This is a genomic window from Duganella sp. sic0402, from assembly GCF_019219065.1.
GTDB lineage: Bacteria > Pseudomonadota > Gammaproteobacteria > Burkholderiales > Burkholderiaceae_D > Rugamonas.
This window is the reverse complement of sequence record NZ_JAHUWK010000008.1, coordinates 269,025-283,801: the sequence shown is the minus strand read 5'-3', so window position 1 is coordinate 283,801 and position 14,777 is coordinate 269,025. Positions and strand designations below refer to the sequence as shown.

Annotated in this window: 15 protein-coding genes; 13 read left to right on the top strand and 2 right to left on the bottom strand. The window is 62.2% G+C overall.

Annotated elements, in window-relative coordinates:
• Positions 1–2 precede the first annotated feature (2 nt).
• The 6 genes from ptsP to KW842_RS19755 are packed head-to-tail and all read left to right on the top strand — an operon-like array spanning position 3 to position 6,590.
• A complete protein-coding gene (gene ptsP, locus KW842_RS19780) occupies positions 3–1,751 on the top strand; it encodes a phosphoenolpyruvate--protein phosphotransferase (RefSeq protein WP_218305855.1) in 1,749 nt (582 codons plus the stop codon).
• A 31-nt stretch (positions 1,752–1,782) separates the two neighbouring features.
• Positions 1,783–2,979 carry a homoserine O-acetyltransferase gene (locus KW842_RS19775; RefSeq protein ID WP_373925211.1) on the top strand — a complete coding sequence of 399 codons (1,197 nt, stop codon included), beginning with the start codon at positions 1,783–1,785 and terminating at the stop codon, positions 2,977–2,979.
• On the top strand, positions 2,976–3,578 hold the full coding sequence (gene metW, locus KW842_RS19770) for a methionine biosynthesis protein MetW (RefSeq protein ID WP_218305831.1): 603 nt from the start codon (positions 2,976–2,978) through the stop codon (positions 3,576–3,578). The genes KW842_RS19775 and metW overlap by 4 nt, the downstream gene beginning before the upstream one ends.
• Before the next feature lie 10 nt (positions 3,579–3,588).
• Positions 3,589–4,836, top strand: coding sequence for an AmpG family muropeptide MFS transporter (locus tag KW842_RS19765; protein WP_218305830.1), 1,248 nt, complete (start codon positions 3,589–3,591; stop codon positions 4,834–4,836).
• Entirely contained in the window at positions 4,823–5,698 is an 876-nt protein-coding gene (locus KW842_RS19760; RefSeq protein ID WP_218305829.1) for a M48 family metallopeptidase, read from the top strand. Before KW842_RS19765 ends, KW842_RS19760 begins: the two co-directional genes overlap by 14 nt.
• A 1-nt stretch (position 5,699) precedes the next feature.
• Positions 5,700–6,590, top strand: a complete 891-nt coding sequence (locus tag KW842_RS19755; protein WP_218305828.1) for a pseudouridine synthase — start codon at positions 5,700–5,702, stop codon at positions 6,588–6,590.
• A 9-nt stretch (positions 6,591–6,599) separates the two neighbouring features.
• Here the strand turns inward: KW842_RS19755 and KW842_RS19750 are convergent, their stop codons facing one another.
• Together KW842_RS19750 and KW842_RS19745 are read right to left on the bottom strand one after the other, a co-directional pair.
• The gene (locus tag KW842_RS19750) at positions 6,600–8,930 is read right to left on the bottom strand and encodes an Ig-like domain-containing protein (protein WP_218305827.1); all 2,331 of its coding nucleotides are present in this window, start codon (positions 8,928–8,930) and stop codon (positions 6,600–6,602) included.
• Between the two features lie 20 nt (positions 8,931–8,950).
• The gene (locus tag KW842_RS19745; RefSeq protein WP_218305826.1) at positions 8,951–9,721 is read right to left on the bottom strand and encodes an exodeoxyribonuclease III; all 771 of its coding nucleotides are present in this window, start codon (positions 9,719–9,721) and stop codon (positions 8,951–8,953) included.
• A gap of 76 nt (positions 9,722–9,797) precedes the next feature.
• Between KW842_RS19745 and pyrE the strand changes: the two genes are divergently transcribed.
• From pyrE to KW842_RS19710, 7 genes are all read left to right on the top strand, one after another.
• Positions 9,798–10,463, top strand: a complete 666-nt coding sequence (gene pyrE / locus KW842_RS19740; RefSeq protein WP_218305825.1) for an orotate phosphoribosyltransferase — start codon at positions 9,798–9,800, stop codon at positions 10,461–10,463.
• Between the two features lie 74 nt (positions 10,464–10,537).
• Positions 10,538–10,909 (top strand): hypothetical protein, encoded by a 372-nt coding sequence (locus KW842_RS19735; RefSeq protein WP_218305824.1) that lies wholly within the window; start codon positions 10,538–10,540, stop codon positions 10,907–10,909.
• Between the two features lie 5 nt (positions 10,910–10,914).
• Positions 10,915–11,763 carry an alpha/beta fold hydrolase gene (locus tag KW842_RS19730; protein WP_218305823.1) on the top strand — a complete coding sequence of 283 codons (849 nt, stop codon included), beginning with the start codon at positions 10,915–10,917 and terminating at the stop codon, positions 11,761–11,763.
• Positions 11,764–11,878: 115 nt separating this feature from the next.
• Positions 11,879–12,439 (top strand): transcriptional regulator, encoded by a 561-nt coding sequence (locus KW842_RS19725; protein ID WP_218305822.1) that lies wholly within the window; start codon positions 11,879–11,881, stop codon positions 12,437–12,439.
• Entirely contained in the window at positions 12,436–13,005 is a 570-nt protein-coding gene (locus KW842_RS19720; RefSeq protein WP_218305821.1) for a transcriptional regulator, read from the top strand. Before KW842_RS19725 ends, KW842_RS19720 begins: the two co-directional genes overlap by 4 nt.
• Entirely contained in the window at positions 13,002–14,039 is a 1,038-nt protein-coding gene (locus KW842_RS19715; protein WP_218305820.1) for a sensor histidine kinase, read from the top strand. The genes KW842_RS19720 and KW842_RS19715 overlap by 4 nt, the downstream gene beginning before the upstream one ends.
• Positions 14,036–14,776 (top strand): LytTR family DNA-binding domain-containing protein, encoded by a 741-nt coding sequence (locus KW842_RS19710; RefSeq protein WP_218305819.1) that lies wholly within the window; start codon positions 14,036–14,038, stop codon positions 14,774–14,776. Before KW842_RS19715 ends, KW842_RS19710 begins: the two co-directional genes overlap by 4 nt.
• Position 14,777 lies beyond the last annotated feature (1 nt).

The following is a 14,777-nucleotide window of genomic DNA, read 5'->3' as shown; positions in this document are numbered from 1 at the left end:
CGATGGCCTCGTTCACGCTGCACGGCATTCCTGTCTCACGCGGCATCGCGATCGGCCGCGCCCACTTGCTGGCGCCGGCGGCGCTGGACGTCAAGCACTACCTGGTGGCCGAGGAGCAGGTCGAGGCGGAAGTCAGCCGCCTGCAACACGCGCTGGCCGCCGTCCACAAAGAACTGCAAACGCTGTGGAACGAGCTGCCCAAGGATGCGCCGACCGAGCTGGGCGCGTTCATCGACGTGCATGCGCTGATCCTGTCCGACCCGATGATTTCCGAAGCGCCGCTGGACATCATCCGCACCCGCCACTACAACGCCGAATGGGCGCTGCTGACCCAGATCGATGAGCTGTCGGCGCAGTTCGACGAAATCGAAGACCCTTATCTGCGCGAACGCAAGGCCGACATCCAGCAGGTGGCCGAGCGCGTGCTGAAGGTGATGCTGGGCACCGAGCAGATCCTGCCGGCTGCCGCGCCAACCGGCGGCGACGAGTTCCAGCCGCAGATGATCATCGTCGCCCACGATATTTCGCCGGCCGACATGCTGCAGTTCCGCGACCGTTCCTTCATTGGCTTTGTCACCGATGTCGGCGGCCAGAACTCGCATACCGCGATTGTCGCCCGCTCGCTGGATATTCCGGCGACGGTGGGCGTGTCCGGCGCCTCGACGCTGGTTGAGCAGGACGACTGGCTGATCATCGACGGCGACGCCGGCGTGGTGATCGCCAATCCGAGCGCGCTGATCCTGAACCAGTACCGCGAGCGGCAGAGCGCCGCCGCACGCGCCAGGAAGAAGCTGCAAAAGCTGAAGAAGACGCCGGCCATCACCAAGGACGGCACCGAGATCACGCTGCTGGCGAATATCGAACTGCCGGACGATTGCCAGGCCGCGATGGAGGCGGGCGCCAATGGCGTTGGCTTGTTCCGCTCCGAATTCCTGTTCATGGGCCGCAACAGCAAGATCCCGTCGGAGGACGAACAGTTCGAGCAGTACAAGAAAGCCGTGGTGGCGATGAAGGGCCGCCCGGTCACCATCCGCACGCTGGACATCGGCGCCGACAAGCCGCTGGACCAGGGCGAGCAAACGGCGCTGAATCCGGCGCTGGGCCTGCGCGCGATCCGCTACTGCCTGGCCGAGCCGCAGATCTTCCTGGCGCAGCTGCGCGCCATCCTGCGCGCCTCGGCGTTCGGCAAGGTGCGCATCCTGGTGCCGATGCTGGCGCACGCGTTTGAAATCGATCAGACGCTGGCCATGGTGGCGCAGGCCAAGGCCGAGCTGCGCGAGCAGCATATCAAGTTCGATGATGATGTCGATGTCGGCGCCATGATCGAAATTCCGGCGGCGGCGCTGGCGCTGCCGATGTTCGTCAAGCGCATGGACTTCCTGTCGATCGGCACCAATGACCTGATCCAGTACACGCTGGCGATCGACCGGGTTGATTATGAAGTCGCACACCTTTACAATCCGCTGCATCCGGCTGTGCTGCAATTGATCTCGATGACGATTGCGGCCGGGCATAAAGCCGGGATCGACGTCGCGGTATGCGGCGAAATGGCCGGCGATGTTAAATTGACACGTCTGCTGCTGGGTATGGGACTGCGGGAATTCTCTATGCACCCGGCCCAACTGCTGTCGGTCAAGCAGGAAATCCTGAACAGCGACCTTGCGCGCATCATGCCGCAAACCCGCAAGATCATGCGCTCGATGGAACCCAATGTAATTGCAGACGCGGTCGAACAATTACAATTGATGTAAGTCGGCGGGACCCACCATTCGCGGTCCCGCCCTGATAGATGGCCCGCGGGGCCGCCCCTCAAAAAAAACTAAATCAACAATGTCATCCCTGGGATACGTTAAGCCGCAAACCATGCATTTTGCCGAGCCTTTGCTCCTGCAAAGCGGCGCGTCGCTGCGCGACTATATGCTGATGTACGAAACCTACGGCACGCTGAACGCCGACAAGTCCAACGCGGTGCTGGTCTGCCACGCACTGAACGCCTCGCACCATGTCGCCGGCGAATACGAAGGCCAGCCCAAAAGCACCGGCTGGTGGGACAATATGGTCGGTCCGGGCAAACCGCTGGACACTGACAAGTTCTTTGTGATCGGGGTTAACAACCTTGGTTCCTGCTTTGGCTCGACTGGTCCTATGCATGCCAACCCGGCCACCGGCAAGCCTTATGGCGCCGCCTTCCCGGTGGTCACGGTGGAAGACTGGGTGGCCGCGCAGGCGCGTCTCGCCGACCAGCTGGGCATCACGCAGTTCGCCGCTGTCATGGGCGGTTCGCTGGGCGGCATGCAGGCGCTGGCCTGGTCGATCATGTACCCTGAACGTTTGCGTCACTGCGTGGTGATCGCCTCGACCGCCAAGCTGTCGGCGCAGAATATCGCCTTCAACGATGTGGCACGCCAGGCCATCCTGTCCGATCCGGATTACCATGGCGGCGATTTCTACGCACATGGTGTGGTGCCGAAGAACGGCCTGCGCGTGGCGCGCATGGTTGGCCACATCACTTATCTGTCCGACGACGATATGGCGGAGAAGTTCGGCCGCAAGCTGCGCGATGTGGCGACCTCCGGCGACTACAAGTTCGACTTCGGCATCGACTTCGAGATCGAGTCCTATCTGCGCTACCAGGGCGACAAGTTCTCCGAATATTTCGACGCCAATACCTATCTGCTGATTACCAAGGCGCTGGATTACTTTGACCCGGCGCGCCTGCACGGCGGCGACCTGGCAAAGACCCTGGCGGGCACCAAGGCCAAGTTCTTCCTGGCTTCCTTCACCACCGACTGGCGCTTCTCGCCGGAGCGCAGCCGCGAAATCGTGCAGGCGCTGATCAGCAACCGCCGCAACGTCACCTATGCGGAAATCGACGCGCCGCACGGCCACGACGCCTTCCTGCTGGAAGATGCGCGGTATATGAATATGGTGCGGGCCTACTATGGGCAGGTGTGGAAAGAGATCGGAGCTGCGGCATGAATTTCAATGAACTGAGCGCGGCGCGTCCGGACCTGGCCTTCATCGCCCACTGGATCGACAACAAGGCGCATGTGCTGGACGTCGGCTGCGGCGACGGCGTGATGATGGATTATCTGCAAAGCGACAAGCAATGCAGCGGCTACGGTATCGAAATCGCCGACGACAAGGTATTGGCATCGACCCAGCGCGGCGTGCAGGTGGTGCAGCAGGATATGGAAAACGGCCTGGGACTGTTCGGCGATAACTCGTTCGATACGGTGCTGTGCCTGTCGTCCTTGCAGATGATGAAGCACGTCGAGGATCTGCTGCGCGACATCGTCCGCGTCGGCAAGGAGGCGATTGTGTCCTTCCCCAACTTCGCCTACTGGCCACACCGCGTGGCGTTGCTGAAGGGGCGCATGCCGGTGTCGGAATCGCTGCCATACGAGTGGTACGACACGCCCAACGTGCGTTGCGCCACCATCTACGACTTCCGCGACCTGGCGGAAGAATGCGGGCTGGAAGTGATTGAATGTGTGGCGCTGGCAGAGGGGAAACGGGTATCATTCCTGCCTAATCTGCGCGGCGATCTTGCCGTCTTCCGACTACGTAAAAAATAATGACACGCATATGAGTACCCGCCGGCCCTGGTACAGCTACATCAACGGACGCACCGCTTCCATCCTGTTCCTGGGCTTTAGCTCCGGCCTGCCGCTGTACACGCTGATTTACCTGATGCAGGCGTGGCTGGCCACGGCCGGGCTGGATGTCAAGGCGCTGGGCTTGTTCGGCCTGGCCATGTTCCCTTACACCTTCAAATTCCTGTGGGCGCCGTTCATGGACCGCTACACCGTGCTGCCGATCGGCCGCCGGCGCGGCTGGATGGCGGTGACGCAGCTGGCGCTGTTCGCCTTTATCGGCGGGCTGGGTATGCTCGATCCGAAACTGGAACTGTCGCTGATCGCGGTGGTGGTATTCCTGATCGCCTTCCTGTCGGCCAGCCAGGACGTGGTGATCGACGCTTATCGCCGCGAGATCCTGGCCGAGGAAGAGCAGGGGCTGGGCGCTGCCATCATCGTCAACGCCTACAAGGCGGCCAGCCTGATTCCGAGCGCGCTGGGGTTGGTGATGGCGGACAGCCAGCCGTGGCAGATCGTGTTCTGGACCGTGGCGGCCTTTATGCTGCCTGGCCTGGTGTGCACACTGCTGGCGAAGGAGCCGGTGGTGTACGGCGAGCCGCCAAAGAATCTGCAAGAGGCGGTGGTGCTGCCATTCCGCGAATTTGTCCAGCGTGACGGCTTGAAACAGGCGCTGTTCATCATCGCCTTCGTCCTGCTGTACAAGATCGGCGACACCATGACTACCGCACTGTCGACCAAATTCTTCCTGGATATCGGCTTCTCGACCAAGGACATCGGCCTGGCCGCCAACGCCACTGGCTGGTGGGCCAGCCTGGCCGGTGGCGCGGTGGGCGGCATCTGGATGATCAAGCTGGGCATCAACCGCGCGCTGTGGGTGTTCGGCGTGTTGCAGGCGATTGCCATCCTGGGCTTCGCCTGGCTGGCGCAGGTAGGGCCGGACAAGCTGCTGCTGAGCGCCGTCTTTGGTTTTGAAGCCTTTGCCAGTTTGGGACTGGGCTCGGCGGCGCTGGTGGCGTTCATGTCGCGCGCCACCGATCCGCGCTATACCGCCACCCAGTACGCGCTGTTTTCCAGCCTGGCTGCGGTCCCGCGCACATTCATCAATTCCTCGGTAGGGTATATTGTGGCGGAAACCGGATGGTTCTGGTTCTTTATCGTATGCTTCATCCTGGCCTTCCCGGCGATGATGATGCTGCCTAAAATCGCTCCATGGAATAGCGGACATGAAAAAGCTTAAATTGAAAGCCGCCGTGGCGGCGCTGCTGCTCTGTGCCAGCGCCATGGCGCAGAATGATGGTATCCCGGTCGAGAAGCTGTCGCGCGCGCGCGCGCTGGCCGGCGCTGACGCCGCGCAGTTCGATCAGCAGTCGAAACTGCAATACAACCAGATGCTAACCGAAGCGCACAAGAAGGATGCCGTCGCCACCGACAGCAATCCACAGCTGATTCGTCTGCGCGCGATCGCCAGGCGCATCATCCCGTTTACCACGCGCTGGAATCCCGATTCGGCCAAATGGGACTGGCAGGTCAATCTGCTGCGCTCCGACACCGTCAACGCCTTCTGCATGCCGGGCGGGCGCATCGCCTTCTACAACGGCATCCTGACCAAGCTGAATCTGACCGATGATGAAGTGGCGATGGTGATGGGGCACGAGATTGCGCACGCGCTGCGCGAACATGCACGAGCACAGGCCGGCAAGAATAATGCGGCGTCGCTGTTCGGCCGCGTTGCCGGCGCCGCCGGTGCTGCTTACTTCGGCATCGACCCGCGCCTTGGCGATGCGCTTGGCAGCGGCGCCGCCAAGATGGCGTCGTTGAAGTTCTCGCGCGGCGACGAAACCGAGGCTGATCTGGTCGGCATGGACTTGGCTGCGCGTGCCGGCTTCGACCCGCGTGCTGGCATCGCGCTGTGGGAGAAAATGAGCGCGATTAACAAGAACCAGCCGATCAGCTTCCTGTCGACTCACCCGACTGGCAAAGACCGCATCAAGGAAATGAACGAGCATATGCACCTGGTGCTGCCGGTGTATGCGCGCGCCAAAGGTCTTGATCCCAACAAACTGCCGGTTTACCGCTCGCTCGCGCTGCCACGCTCCTGATATGTCGTCTCATCCGCTGCCCATGCGCGACGGTGTCGCGCCCAGCTATCTGTATCTGCCGGAAGGCGAGTGGCCGGACCTGATCAGTTTCCTGGTGGCGCGCTTTCCAGATGTACCGGAGGCGACTTGGCGCGAACGCATGGCACGCGGCGATGTGGTGGATGGCGAAGGCCAGCAACTGCTGCCAGCCAGCCGCTTCAGGCGTGGCCTGCGGATTTTCTACTACCGCGAACTGGATATGCCGGAGACGCCGATTCCATTCAAGGAAGAGATCCTGCACATGGACGAGCATCTGGTTGTGGTCGACAAGCCGCACTTCCTGCCGGTGATTCCAACCGGCCGCTTCCTGCATGAGACGCTGCTGGTGCGGCTACGGAAAACACTGGGCGAACAGGACCTGACGCCGATTCATCGGCTGGACCGCGAGACGGCCGGTGTGGTGATTTTCTCGCGCAATGCCGCCAGCCGTGGCATCTATCAATCGATGTTCCAGAAGCGCGTGATCGACAAGGAATACGAGGCGCTGGCGCCGCGCCTGCACGATGTACAGTTTCCCTTTACCTATCGCAGCCGCATGGTGGAAGGCGACAAGTTCTTTACCATGAAAGAGGAGGAGGGCGAGCCGAATTCGGAAACGCTGATCGACATCATCGAGCACCGTGGCGAGCTGACTTTGTATCGTCTGCACCCTCACACCGGCCGTCAGCATCAGCTGCGCGTGCATCTGTCGTCGCTCGGCATCCCGATCGTCAACGACGCCTTCTATCCGGTGGCGCTGCCGTGCAAGCAGGACGATGTGTCGCAACCTTTGCAGTTGCTGGCGCGCGCCATCAGCTTCATCGACCCTGCCAGCGGCGAATGGCGCGAGTTCCGCTCGCGCCGCACGCTGTAAATCCTGAACCTAGCCCTGCGCCACATCCACCGCGATGTTCTGGCCAATCAGCAGTATCTCACCGCTGCTGGTGTGATAGGCGTGATAGTCGCCCTGCGCGCCATCGGATACCCATAGTGCACTCAGGTGGATGTGCGATCCGCTGGCAGCGGCGGTGATGGTCAGCTTGCCTGCATCGCTGAAGGTGCGCACAGCGATGCCGCTATTGATGGTCAGCTCGTTGGCGCCGCTGTCGCCAAAGTGCAGTGCTTCGACGCCTTGCACGTCCATACCGTTGAGGCCCAGTGTCAGGCCGGTGACCAGGCTCCGGACCGTCAGCGTGTCGTTGCCCAGGCCCGCGCGTATCTTGACGTAATCGATCGAACTGCAGGAGATGGTGTCGTTGCCGTTGCCTGTGGTGATGTCTGCGCCGAATCCGGTACTGACAAAATTGCTGCCATTCGCAGTGACGACCTTGCTGTCATTGCCCACCACGACATGCGCGTCATCGCCAGTCGTAATCTGGTCGCCGTATCCGCCACCGCCGTCCACTGTCGCACGTGCGCCGACGGTAATGGGGTTGATGCCGCCACCGGCGTACAAAACAATGTCGTCGTACTCCGGATGGTAGTAACCGATGTCGCGCGAGGTCATGTAGTAGGCTGCCCCGGTGATATTGCCCGCTTTATCGGCAATGCGCACGCCGTACTCCACGGCCTGCTCCAGGTCGAGTCCGGCCAGACTCCAGGTGGCGTGCGTCGTGTCAGTCTTGACGAGCGTGGCTTGCTGCCAGCTGGCGCCATGATCGAAGGTCACTTCTACGATCTGGTCGGTAATCGCGGCGTCGGCCGTCAGCGTGCCGCTGATGCTGGTATGGGTTTCGATGAAGTGATTGCCGGTCAGTGTATCGCTGCTGAACGCCTGGGTATCGACGGTGATGTTGGCGCTGACGCTGGACGCCGCCACATTGCCGGCCCGGTCGACCACGCGCGCCTGCAGGCTGTGCGCACCTTCGTTCAGGGAACCGTTCAGACTGATGTTGATGGTGTCGCGCGGGGTTGGGTCGTCATAGCCGTTGCTGAAATAATCGTTGCCGAGATAAAGATCGCCTGATTCGACAACATAGCGGCCCACCACCACCGAGCCATTGCTGGTATCGACGATCTCGATGGTGTCGCCGGCAGCGAAGCCATGCAGGCCGGCGACGTTCAGTGTGAGCGCCTCGATATATTTGGTGATGCCATCGGTGGACGATATGCCGGTATCGCTGCCATTGACCAGCGCCAGTTCATGCCCGGCCAGCGATACGGTGCTGGTCTTCAGCTGGTAATAGCTGGAGGCGACGCCGCTGGTATTGCCGGCGACGTCGATCACCCGCGCCTGGATATAGTTAGCGCCATTGAGCAGCGTCACATCCAGCTGCCAGCTGCCATTCGCTGCGCTGGCATTGGCCCAGGTGATGCCGTTGTCCATCGATACTTGCAGCTTCTGGCCGCTGAGCAGCGTGCCGCTGTAGCTGCCGCTGACCGTCTGGTCCGCCGTGTTGGTAATGCGGTCGTTGCTATTGACGCCGGTGTCAAGGGAAAAGCTGAAGCCTTCGCCGAGGTAGACCTTGATCGATTGGTTGCTGTACACGTAGTCGTGGCTGGCGGTGGCGCTGCTGCCGCCCGTCGTGTTGCTGACGCGCGCCAGTAGCGTGCCGTTGAATATGCCGGCCTCGCCCTGCCGCAGATTGGTGGTGTCGATGACGCCGTTATAGCTCCAGCTGTTGTCTGCGCCGGCCGTGGCCTTGTGCCACGACGCACCGTTGTCCAGCGATACCTGGATGAAGTCATTGGCGCCCAGCGTGCCGGTGTAGCTGCCGCTCAGCTGCTGGTCCCGTGCGGCGGTGATGTAGTCGCTGCTGTCGCCAGTGTCGGTGAAGTGGATGGCCGGCGCCACCACTGCCGCCGGTGTGGCGGGCGGCGTGCTGGCCGTGCCGCTGGCGGTGAACGGGAACAGCTTGGGCGAAGTGATGGCGTAATTGGCGCCATTGCTGCCATCGACCACGGCGCCGCTCTCCATCGTCACGCTATAGTTGACACCCGCTTTCAGCGGTGAGGTTAGCGTGATGACCACGTCCTGGCCGTTGTAGCTGATCTGCGGATCGCTGTCGTCCAGCTTGTGGACGTCGGTGGCGCCCACTATGCGCGTCGACAGGCCGTTGATGCCCATATACGACTGTGCATAGCCATCGCTGATCACAAAGTTGCCGTTGCCGGCGCTGACTGCACGGTCGAAGTGCAGGGTGATGGTGGAACCGGCGTAGCTGATGGATTGCAGCTTGAACGAGCCAACAGGAACAGTAATGGGAGTGGCCATGGTAGTGTCGTTATCTGAATTTAAGCGCTGTACTCAATGGTCAGCGGCGCGTGGTCGGAGAACTTCTCTTCTTTGTAGATGGCGACGGTCGTGGCCTTGGCGGCGATGCCTGGGGTGGCGACGTGGTAGTCGATGCGCCAGCCAACATTCTTCGCGTAGGCCTGGCCGCGGTTGCTCCACCAGGTGTATTGCTCTTCGCGCGGGTCGAGACCGCGGTGCACGTCGACGAAGCCGACTTCGTCAAAGAGGCGGGTCATCCATGCGCGTTCTTCAGGCAGGAAGCCGGAGTTTTTCTTGTTACCCTTCCAGTTCTTCAGGTCGATTTCCTTGTGGGCAATATTCCAGTCGCCGCAGATTACCACTTCGCGCCCTTCGGCGTGCAGTTGCTGCAGGTGGACCATAAACAGGTCCATGAAGCGGAACTTGGCTTCCTGGCGCTCCGGGCCGGACGAGCCGGACGGGCAGTAGACGGAAATCACCGTCAGAGTGCCGAAGTCGCAGCGTACATAGCGGCCTTCCGCGTCGAACTCCGGCGAACCAAAGCCGATCACCACCCGATCTGGTTCGATCTTGCTGTAGACGCCGGTGCCGGAATAGCCTTTTTTCTCGGCGTAGTGGAAGTGGCCGTGGTAGCCGCCAGGGTTGAGGAATTCAGGCGTCATGTCCGGCGCTTGCGCCTTGAGTTCCTGCACGCAGACAAAATCGGCGTCCTGCTTGGCCAGCCAGGTGAAAAAGCCCTTGGACGAGGCGGAGCGGATACCGTTCAGGTTGGCGGAGATGATTTTTGGCATAGATGAATCGTGGTGAAGATGACTGAATGCGCTAGTGTAGCGGTAAAATACGGGCACTTTACAGAAATGAGGCCTCATGAACACTTTACGTCAGGAATTTATTGCGTTTTCGGTCCAGAGCGGCGTGCTGCGCTTTGGCGAATTCACCACCAAGGCCGGACGCCAGTCGCCATACTTTTTCAACGCCGGCCTGTTCCATGACGGCGCCACGCTGGCCCAGGTTGCGCAATTCTATGCGCAAACGCTGCTGGATTCCGGCGTGCAGTTCGACATGCTGTTTGGCCCGGCCTATAAAGGCATCACGCTGGCCTCGGCCACGGCAGTAGCGCTGGCCGGCAAGGGCCGCAACACCTCGTTTGCCTTCAACCGCAAGGAAGCCAAGGACCACGGCGAAGGCGGCACCATCGTCGGCGCCAAGCTGCAAGGCAAGGTCGTCATTATCGACGACGTGATCTCGGCCGGCACCTCGGTGCGCGAGTCGGTGGAAATGATACGCGCCGCCGGCGCCGAGCCATGCGCCGTGCTGATCGCGCTGGACCGCATGGAGCGCGGCGGCAAGGATGGCCAGATCTCGGCGTTGTCGGCGGTACAGGAAGTGACGCAAAAGTACGGCATTCCGGTGATTTCCATCGGCAACCTGGACGATTTGTTCGGCTTCCTCAACGGCGCGGGCGCATCGCCAGAGCTGGCCCAGCACAAGGACGCGGTGGCCGCCTACCGCAGCCGCTACGGGATTGTTTAATTTGCTACGTTGCTAGACATTGATATTTCTATGGTGTAACCTTCCTGAAGCTAGGAGACTCACTAAGGTAGACCATGAATATCGCAACATTGAAGGTGCACGGTGATCCAGATGGCTTGGCGGACGTCCGCGACGGCCTGCCGAGCGAGCCGCACGGCGACTGGCAAAAGGGCGATGTCAAGCCGGATGGCCGGGTGCGTATCGACTCCGGCTTCTACGTGGCCATCGGCACCGAGCAGAATCCCGGCGACCTGCTGAAGCAGGTCCGCTTCTACCTGGGCGAGTGCCGCGCGCGCGGCATCCACTTCGAACGTTCGGACGTGGACGCCGAGCTGCGTATTTCCTTCCCCACCGAACCGGGCGTGGTCGCGCCGACGCTCGACCTGTCGCTGGCCGATATGACCATGCTGGTCGAGATGGGCATCAATCTCAGCATCACCGCCTGACGCGCATGGCGCGGTTTGGCGAAGACCGTCTCACCCAATTCACTGCGGGGCAGGGCGCGCAGCGCCGGGTCCATATCTGGTCGCCGGCTGCGCCGCGCGCGGTCATCCTCGCCATCCACGGCGGCATGGCGCATGGCGGCGATTACGTCACCCCGGCGCTGTACTTCCGCGAACACGGCATCGCCACTGTTGCTTATGACCTGAGCGGCCATCAGGATGCGCGCCGCGTCGACATTCCCGGTTTTCACGTGTTCCTGGATGACAGCCAGCTGTTCCTGCAATGGGTGAAGCAGCAGTATCCCGGCCTGCCCGTGTATGTGATGGGCCATTCGATGGGCGCGCTGATCGCCACCCACCTGGGGCTGGGCAGCTTTGCCGGCGATGCGGCGGTTCAGGGCTTTATCCTGTCCTCGCCTTATTACGTGAACGCCATCAAAGTCTCGCCCTTGCTGCTGGCGCTGTCCGGCGTGCTGGGCGCGCTGGCGCCGCGCATGAAAGTGCCGCTCGCGCCGTTGACGCATCAGCTGACCCACGATCCCGACATCACCGCGCGCCATGTGCGGGATGAGCGCGACGGCATCCGCGCCAGCGAAATCACGGTCCGCTTCGGCAATGCATTGACAGCGGCCCAGCAGGGACTGACGGCACGTATGCCTTTGTGGACCCAGCCGCTGTTTGCCGTGCTGGCCGGCGACGACAAGCTGGCCGACGCCGATGCGGCCGAAGCCATGCTGAAGTCGGTGCCGGCACACTTGCTGACCTATCAGCGCCATCCGCAGAACTTCCACGAAAACTTCAACGAGCTCAATCGCGAGCAGATCTTTGCCGATATCCTGGCGTGGATCGATCGTTAATCCGCTTGCCGGGCCGCTTATCGCGGCCGGGCTGCGCTTGTCGCAAGGCCGCCCGAATGGCGGCTGTTCCGGGCAAAGTAGCGCCATGACAAACCGTCATGACCTTGGAGATACCATGAAAAGCAAAATCGTTGTTGCCGCCCTGGTGGCTGTAATGAGTATGGTGGCGCATGCCGCGCCGCTGGAAGGCTGGGGCCTGAGCGGCGCGGCCTTCAAATCGTATGAAATTGGCGAAGACAGCCAGCAAACCATCAGCGGCAAGCCGGCGCGCTTCATCCGCTACGTGGACGGCGATGACAGCAAGTTCGGCACGCTGATGCAGCAGATTTCGGCCAACAACTACCGTGGCAAACGTGTGCGTTTCCAGGCGATGATCAAAACCCGTGACGTCAGCCAATGGGCAGGCTTATGGATGAGCGCCTATCGGGCGGGCGAGAAACAGCCAGCCGTCTTCTATAACAGCCAGGACAAGCCGATTGTCGGCAGCAGCGAGTGGCAGCTGCGCAGCGTGACGCTGGACCTGCCTGAGGATGCGGTGACGCTGAACTTTGGCGTCATCGATGGCGGCAAGGGGCAGGTGTGGATCGACCAGCTGTCGCTGGAGGTGGTGGGCAATGAGGTGCCGGTGGATGTGATGCCTGGGCAGCGCAAGTTGTCGCAGACGCCATCGCTATGAAGCCACTGCACGTCATTGTTGCAGCGCTGGCCGCCACCTGCCTGTGGGTGGCGGCGGCGGAATCCGTCGGCAAGCTGCCGCCGCCGTGGTTTATCGGCGGCGATCAAGCCACTTCTTACGAGGCTGGCATTGATAATGTCGAAACCAGCAGCGGCAAGGGCGCCAAGTTCCTGCGTTATGCGCAGGGCGGCGACAAAGGCTATGCGTCGCTGACGCAGTCGATCTCGGCGCAGCGCTACCTGGGCCAGCGGATACGCTTCCGCGCGATGATCAAGACGCATGAGGTCAGCAACTGGGCCGGCTTGTGGATGCAGGTGCAGGCGCCAAAGCGCCCCAACGCCGCGTTCTATAACAGTAGCGATCAGCCGCTGCGGGGCACCACCGCGTGGCAGGTGCGCAGCGTGACGCTGGATGTGCCCGAGGACGCCAGCATGATTTCATTTGGCGTGATCACCGTCGGCCGCGGCCAGGTGTGGATAGACGAACTGTCTTTTGAAATCGTCGGCAAGGACAAGCCGGTGGATGTGATGCCCTACTCAAAACTGCCGGAAAAGCCGATCTTATGACCGGCATGCCTGTTATCGATCCGGACAGCGCGCCGCAGGCCTTGCGCAGCGTGGTCGCCGGTTCGTACCGCCGGTATGGGCTCAGTGCGGTGCTGGTCGCGGTGGCGACGCTGCTTGCCATCGAGCTGCGCGCCTACACCTGGCTGGCGCTGTTCGCCGCCTTGCTGCTGCCTTTGGGCGGCATGGCGGCGCTGCTGATGCTGATGCAGCGTCATCCGCGCGGCCGTAGCTGGCGCGCGCTGGTGCTGGCACTTCTGATATTGCTGCCGGCCGGCGTGGCGGCTGCCGGAAGCGTGTATGCGCTGGCGCTGTCGCGAATCGGCGTGGTGCCGCTGAACCAGTTGCAGGTCATGGCGGTGGAGGCATCGCTGTTCTTGTTGCTGATGGTGCTGCCGCTATGGATGGCGCAGCATCGCGCGCGCACGCTGCATATCGCCCGGCTGTCGCAGGCCGCGCTGGCGTCGGATCTGAAAGCCTTGCAGGCGCAGATCGAACCGCACTTCCTGTATAACACGCTGGCCAATACCCGCTACCTGGTGCGGCAGCAGCCGGAGCGCGCGACCGAAATGCTCGACCATCTGATCGCCTATCTGCGCAGCGCCTTGCCCGACCTGCGCAGCCCGATGTCCACGCTGGGGCGCGAGTGCGAGCTGGCCGGCCATTACCTGGCGCTGATGGCGATCCGCTACGGCGACCGCTTGAGTGTGCATATTGACTGCGCCGATGAGGTGCGCGATCTGGCGCTGCCACCATTGATGCTGATGCCGCTGGTGGAAAACGCCGTGCAGCATGGCGTTGAACCGCATGCTGGCGCAGTGACGGTGTCCGTCAGCGCGCGCCGCGCAGATGGCCATGTGCAGGTCGCGGTGCGTGATAATGGCGCTGGTGTCGGCGATGCGGTGCTGGGCAGCGGCGTTGGGCTGCGCAATATCCGCCAGCGCCTGCACGCCTTGTATGGCGGCGCCGCCAGCCTGCGTCTGAGCATGGGCGAAGACGGCTGGACCCATGCTGAACTTATCTTGCCTCTGTCATGACACCACCCCGTATCCTGATCGCCGATGATGAACCGCTGCTGCGGGAAGAGCTGCAAGCGGCGCTGGCCGCGCTATGGCCGGAGGCGCAAGTGGTGGGGGCCGCCAGCGATGGCGTGCAGGCCTTGCACATGGCGCGCGAGCTGGCGCCGGACATCGCCTTCCTCGACATCCGTATGCCCGGCCTGAGCGGGCTGGAAGTGGCGCGTACCTTCGGCTCGCGCATCCACGTGGTGTTTGTGACCGCCTACCATGAGCATGCGCTGGCCGCCTTTGACGAAGGCGCTGCCGACTATCTGCTGAAACCCGTCGATCCGGCGCGGCTGGCGCGCGCCATTGAGCGCCTGCGCGCGCGGCTAGGCACACCGCCGCCGGACCTGGCGCGGCTGGTGCAGCAACTCGCGCCGAAGAAAGCGCCGCCAGCATGGCTGCAAGCCAGCGTTGGCAGCACCATCCACTTCATCGATTTGAACGACGTGATTTATTTCAGCGCAGAGCTGAAATACACCCGTGTGGTGACCGAGCATCTGGAAGCGCATATCCGCACGCCCTTGAAGGAACTGGCCGAGCAGCTGGAAGACGCCGGCTTCTGGCAGATCCATCGCGGCTATGTGGTGGCGGTACGGCGCATCGCCGCCGTCAACCGTGACGCCGACGGCGCGGCGTGGCTCAAGCTGCGCGGCCACGGCACGCGCCTGCCGGTGAGCCAGCGCTTCCAGCACCGCTTCAAGGGCATGTGAG

Bases quoted from the DNA above. Each gene is read 5' to 3' on its own strand.
- pyrE (WP_218305825.1), top strand. From the start codon at position 9,798: ATGAACACTTTACGTCAGGAATTTATTGCGTTTTCGGTCCAGAGCGGC.
- KW842_RS19760 (WP_218305829.1), top strand. From the start codon at position 4,823: ATGAAAAAGCTTAAATTGAAAGCCGCCGTGGCGGCGCTGCTGCTCTGT.
- KW842_RS19725 (WP_218305822.1), top strand. From the start codon at position 11,879: ATGAAAAGCAAAATCGTTGTTGCCGCCCTGGTGGCTGTAATGAGTATG.
- KW842_RS19710 (WP_218305819.1), top strand. From the start codon at position 14,036: ATGACACCACCCCGTATCCTGATCGCCGATGATGAACCGCTGCTGCGG.
- metW (WP_218305831.1), top strand. From the start codon at position 2,976: ATGAATTTCAATGAACTGAGCGCGGCGCGTCCGGACCTGGCCTTCATC.
- KW842_RS19735 (WP_218305824.1), top strand. From the start codon at position 10,538: ATGAATATCGCAACATTGAAGGTGCACGGTGATCCAGATGGCTTGGCG.
- ptsP (WP_218305855.1), top strand. From the start codon at position 3: ATGGCCTCGTTCACGCTGCACGGCATTCCTGTCTCACGCGGCATCGCG.
- KW842_RS19755 (WP_218305828.1), top strand. From the start codon at position 5,700: ATGTCGTCTCATCCGCTGCCCATGCGCGACGGTGTCGCGCCCAGCTAT.
- KW842_RS19730 (WP_218305823.1), top strand. From the start codon at position 10,915: ATGGCGCGGTTTGGCGAAGACCGTCTCACCCAATTCACTGCGGGGCAG.
- KW842_RS19720 (WP_218305821.1), top strand. From the start codon at position 12,436: ATGAAGCCACTGCACGTCATTGTTGCAGCGCTGGCCGCCACCTGCCTG.
- KW842_RS19750 (WP_218305827.1), bottom strand. From the start codon at position 8,930: ATGGCCACTCCCATTACTGTTCCTGTTGGCTCGTTCAAGCTGCAATCC.
- KW842_RS19715 (WP_218305820.1), top strand. From the start codon at position 13,002: ATGACCGGCATGCCTGTTATCGATCCGGACAGCGCGCCGCAGGCCTTG.
- KW842_RS19745 (WP_218305826.1), bottom strand. From the start codon at position 9,721: ATGCCAAAAATCATCTCCGCCAACCTGAACGGTATCCGCTCCGCCTCG.
- KW842_RS19765 (WP_218305830.1), top strand. From the start codon at position 3,589: ATGAGTACCCGCCGGCCCTGGTACAGCTACATCAACGGACGCACCGCT.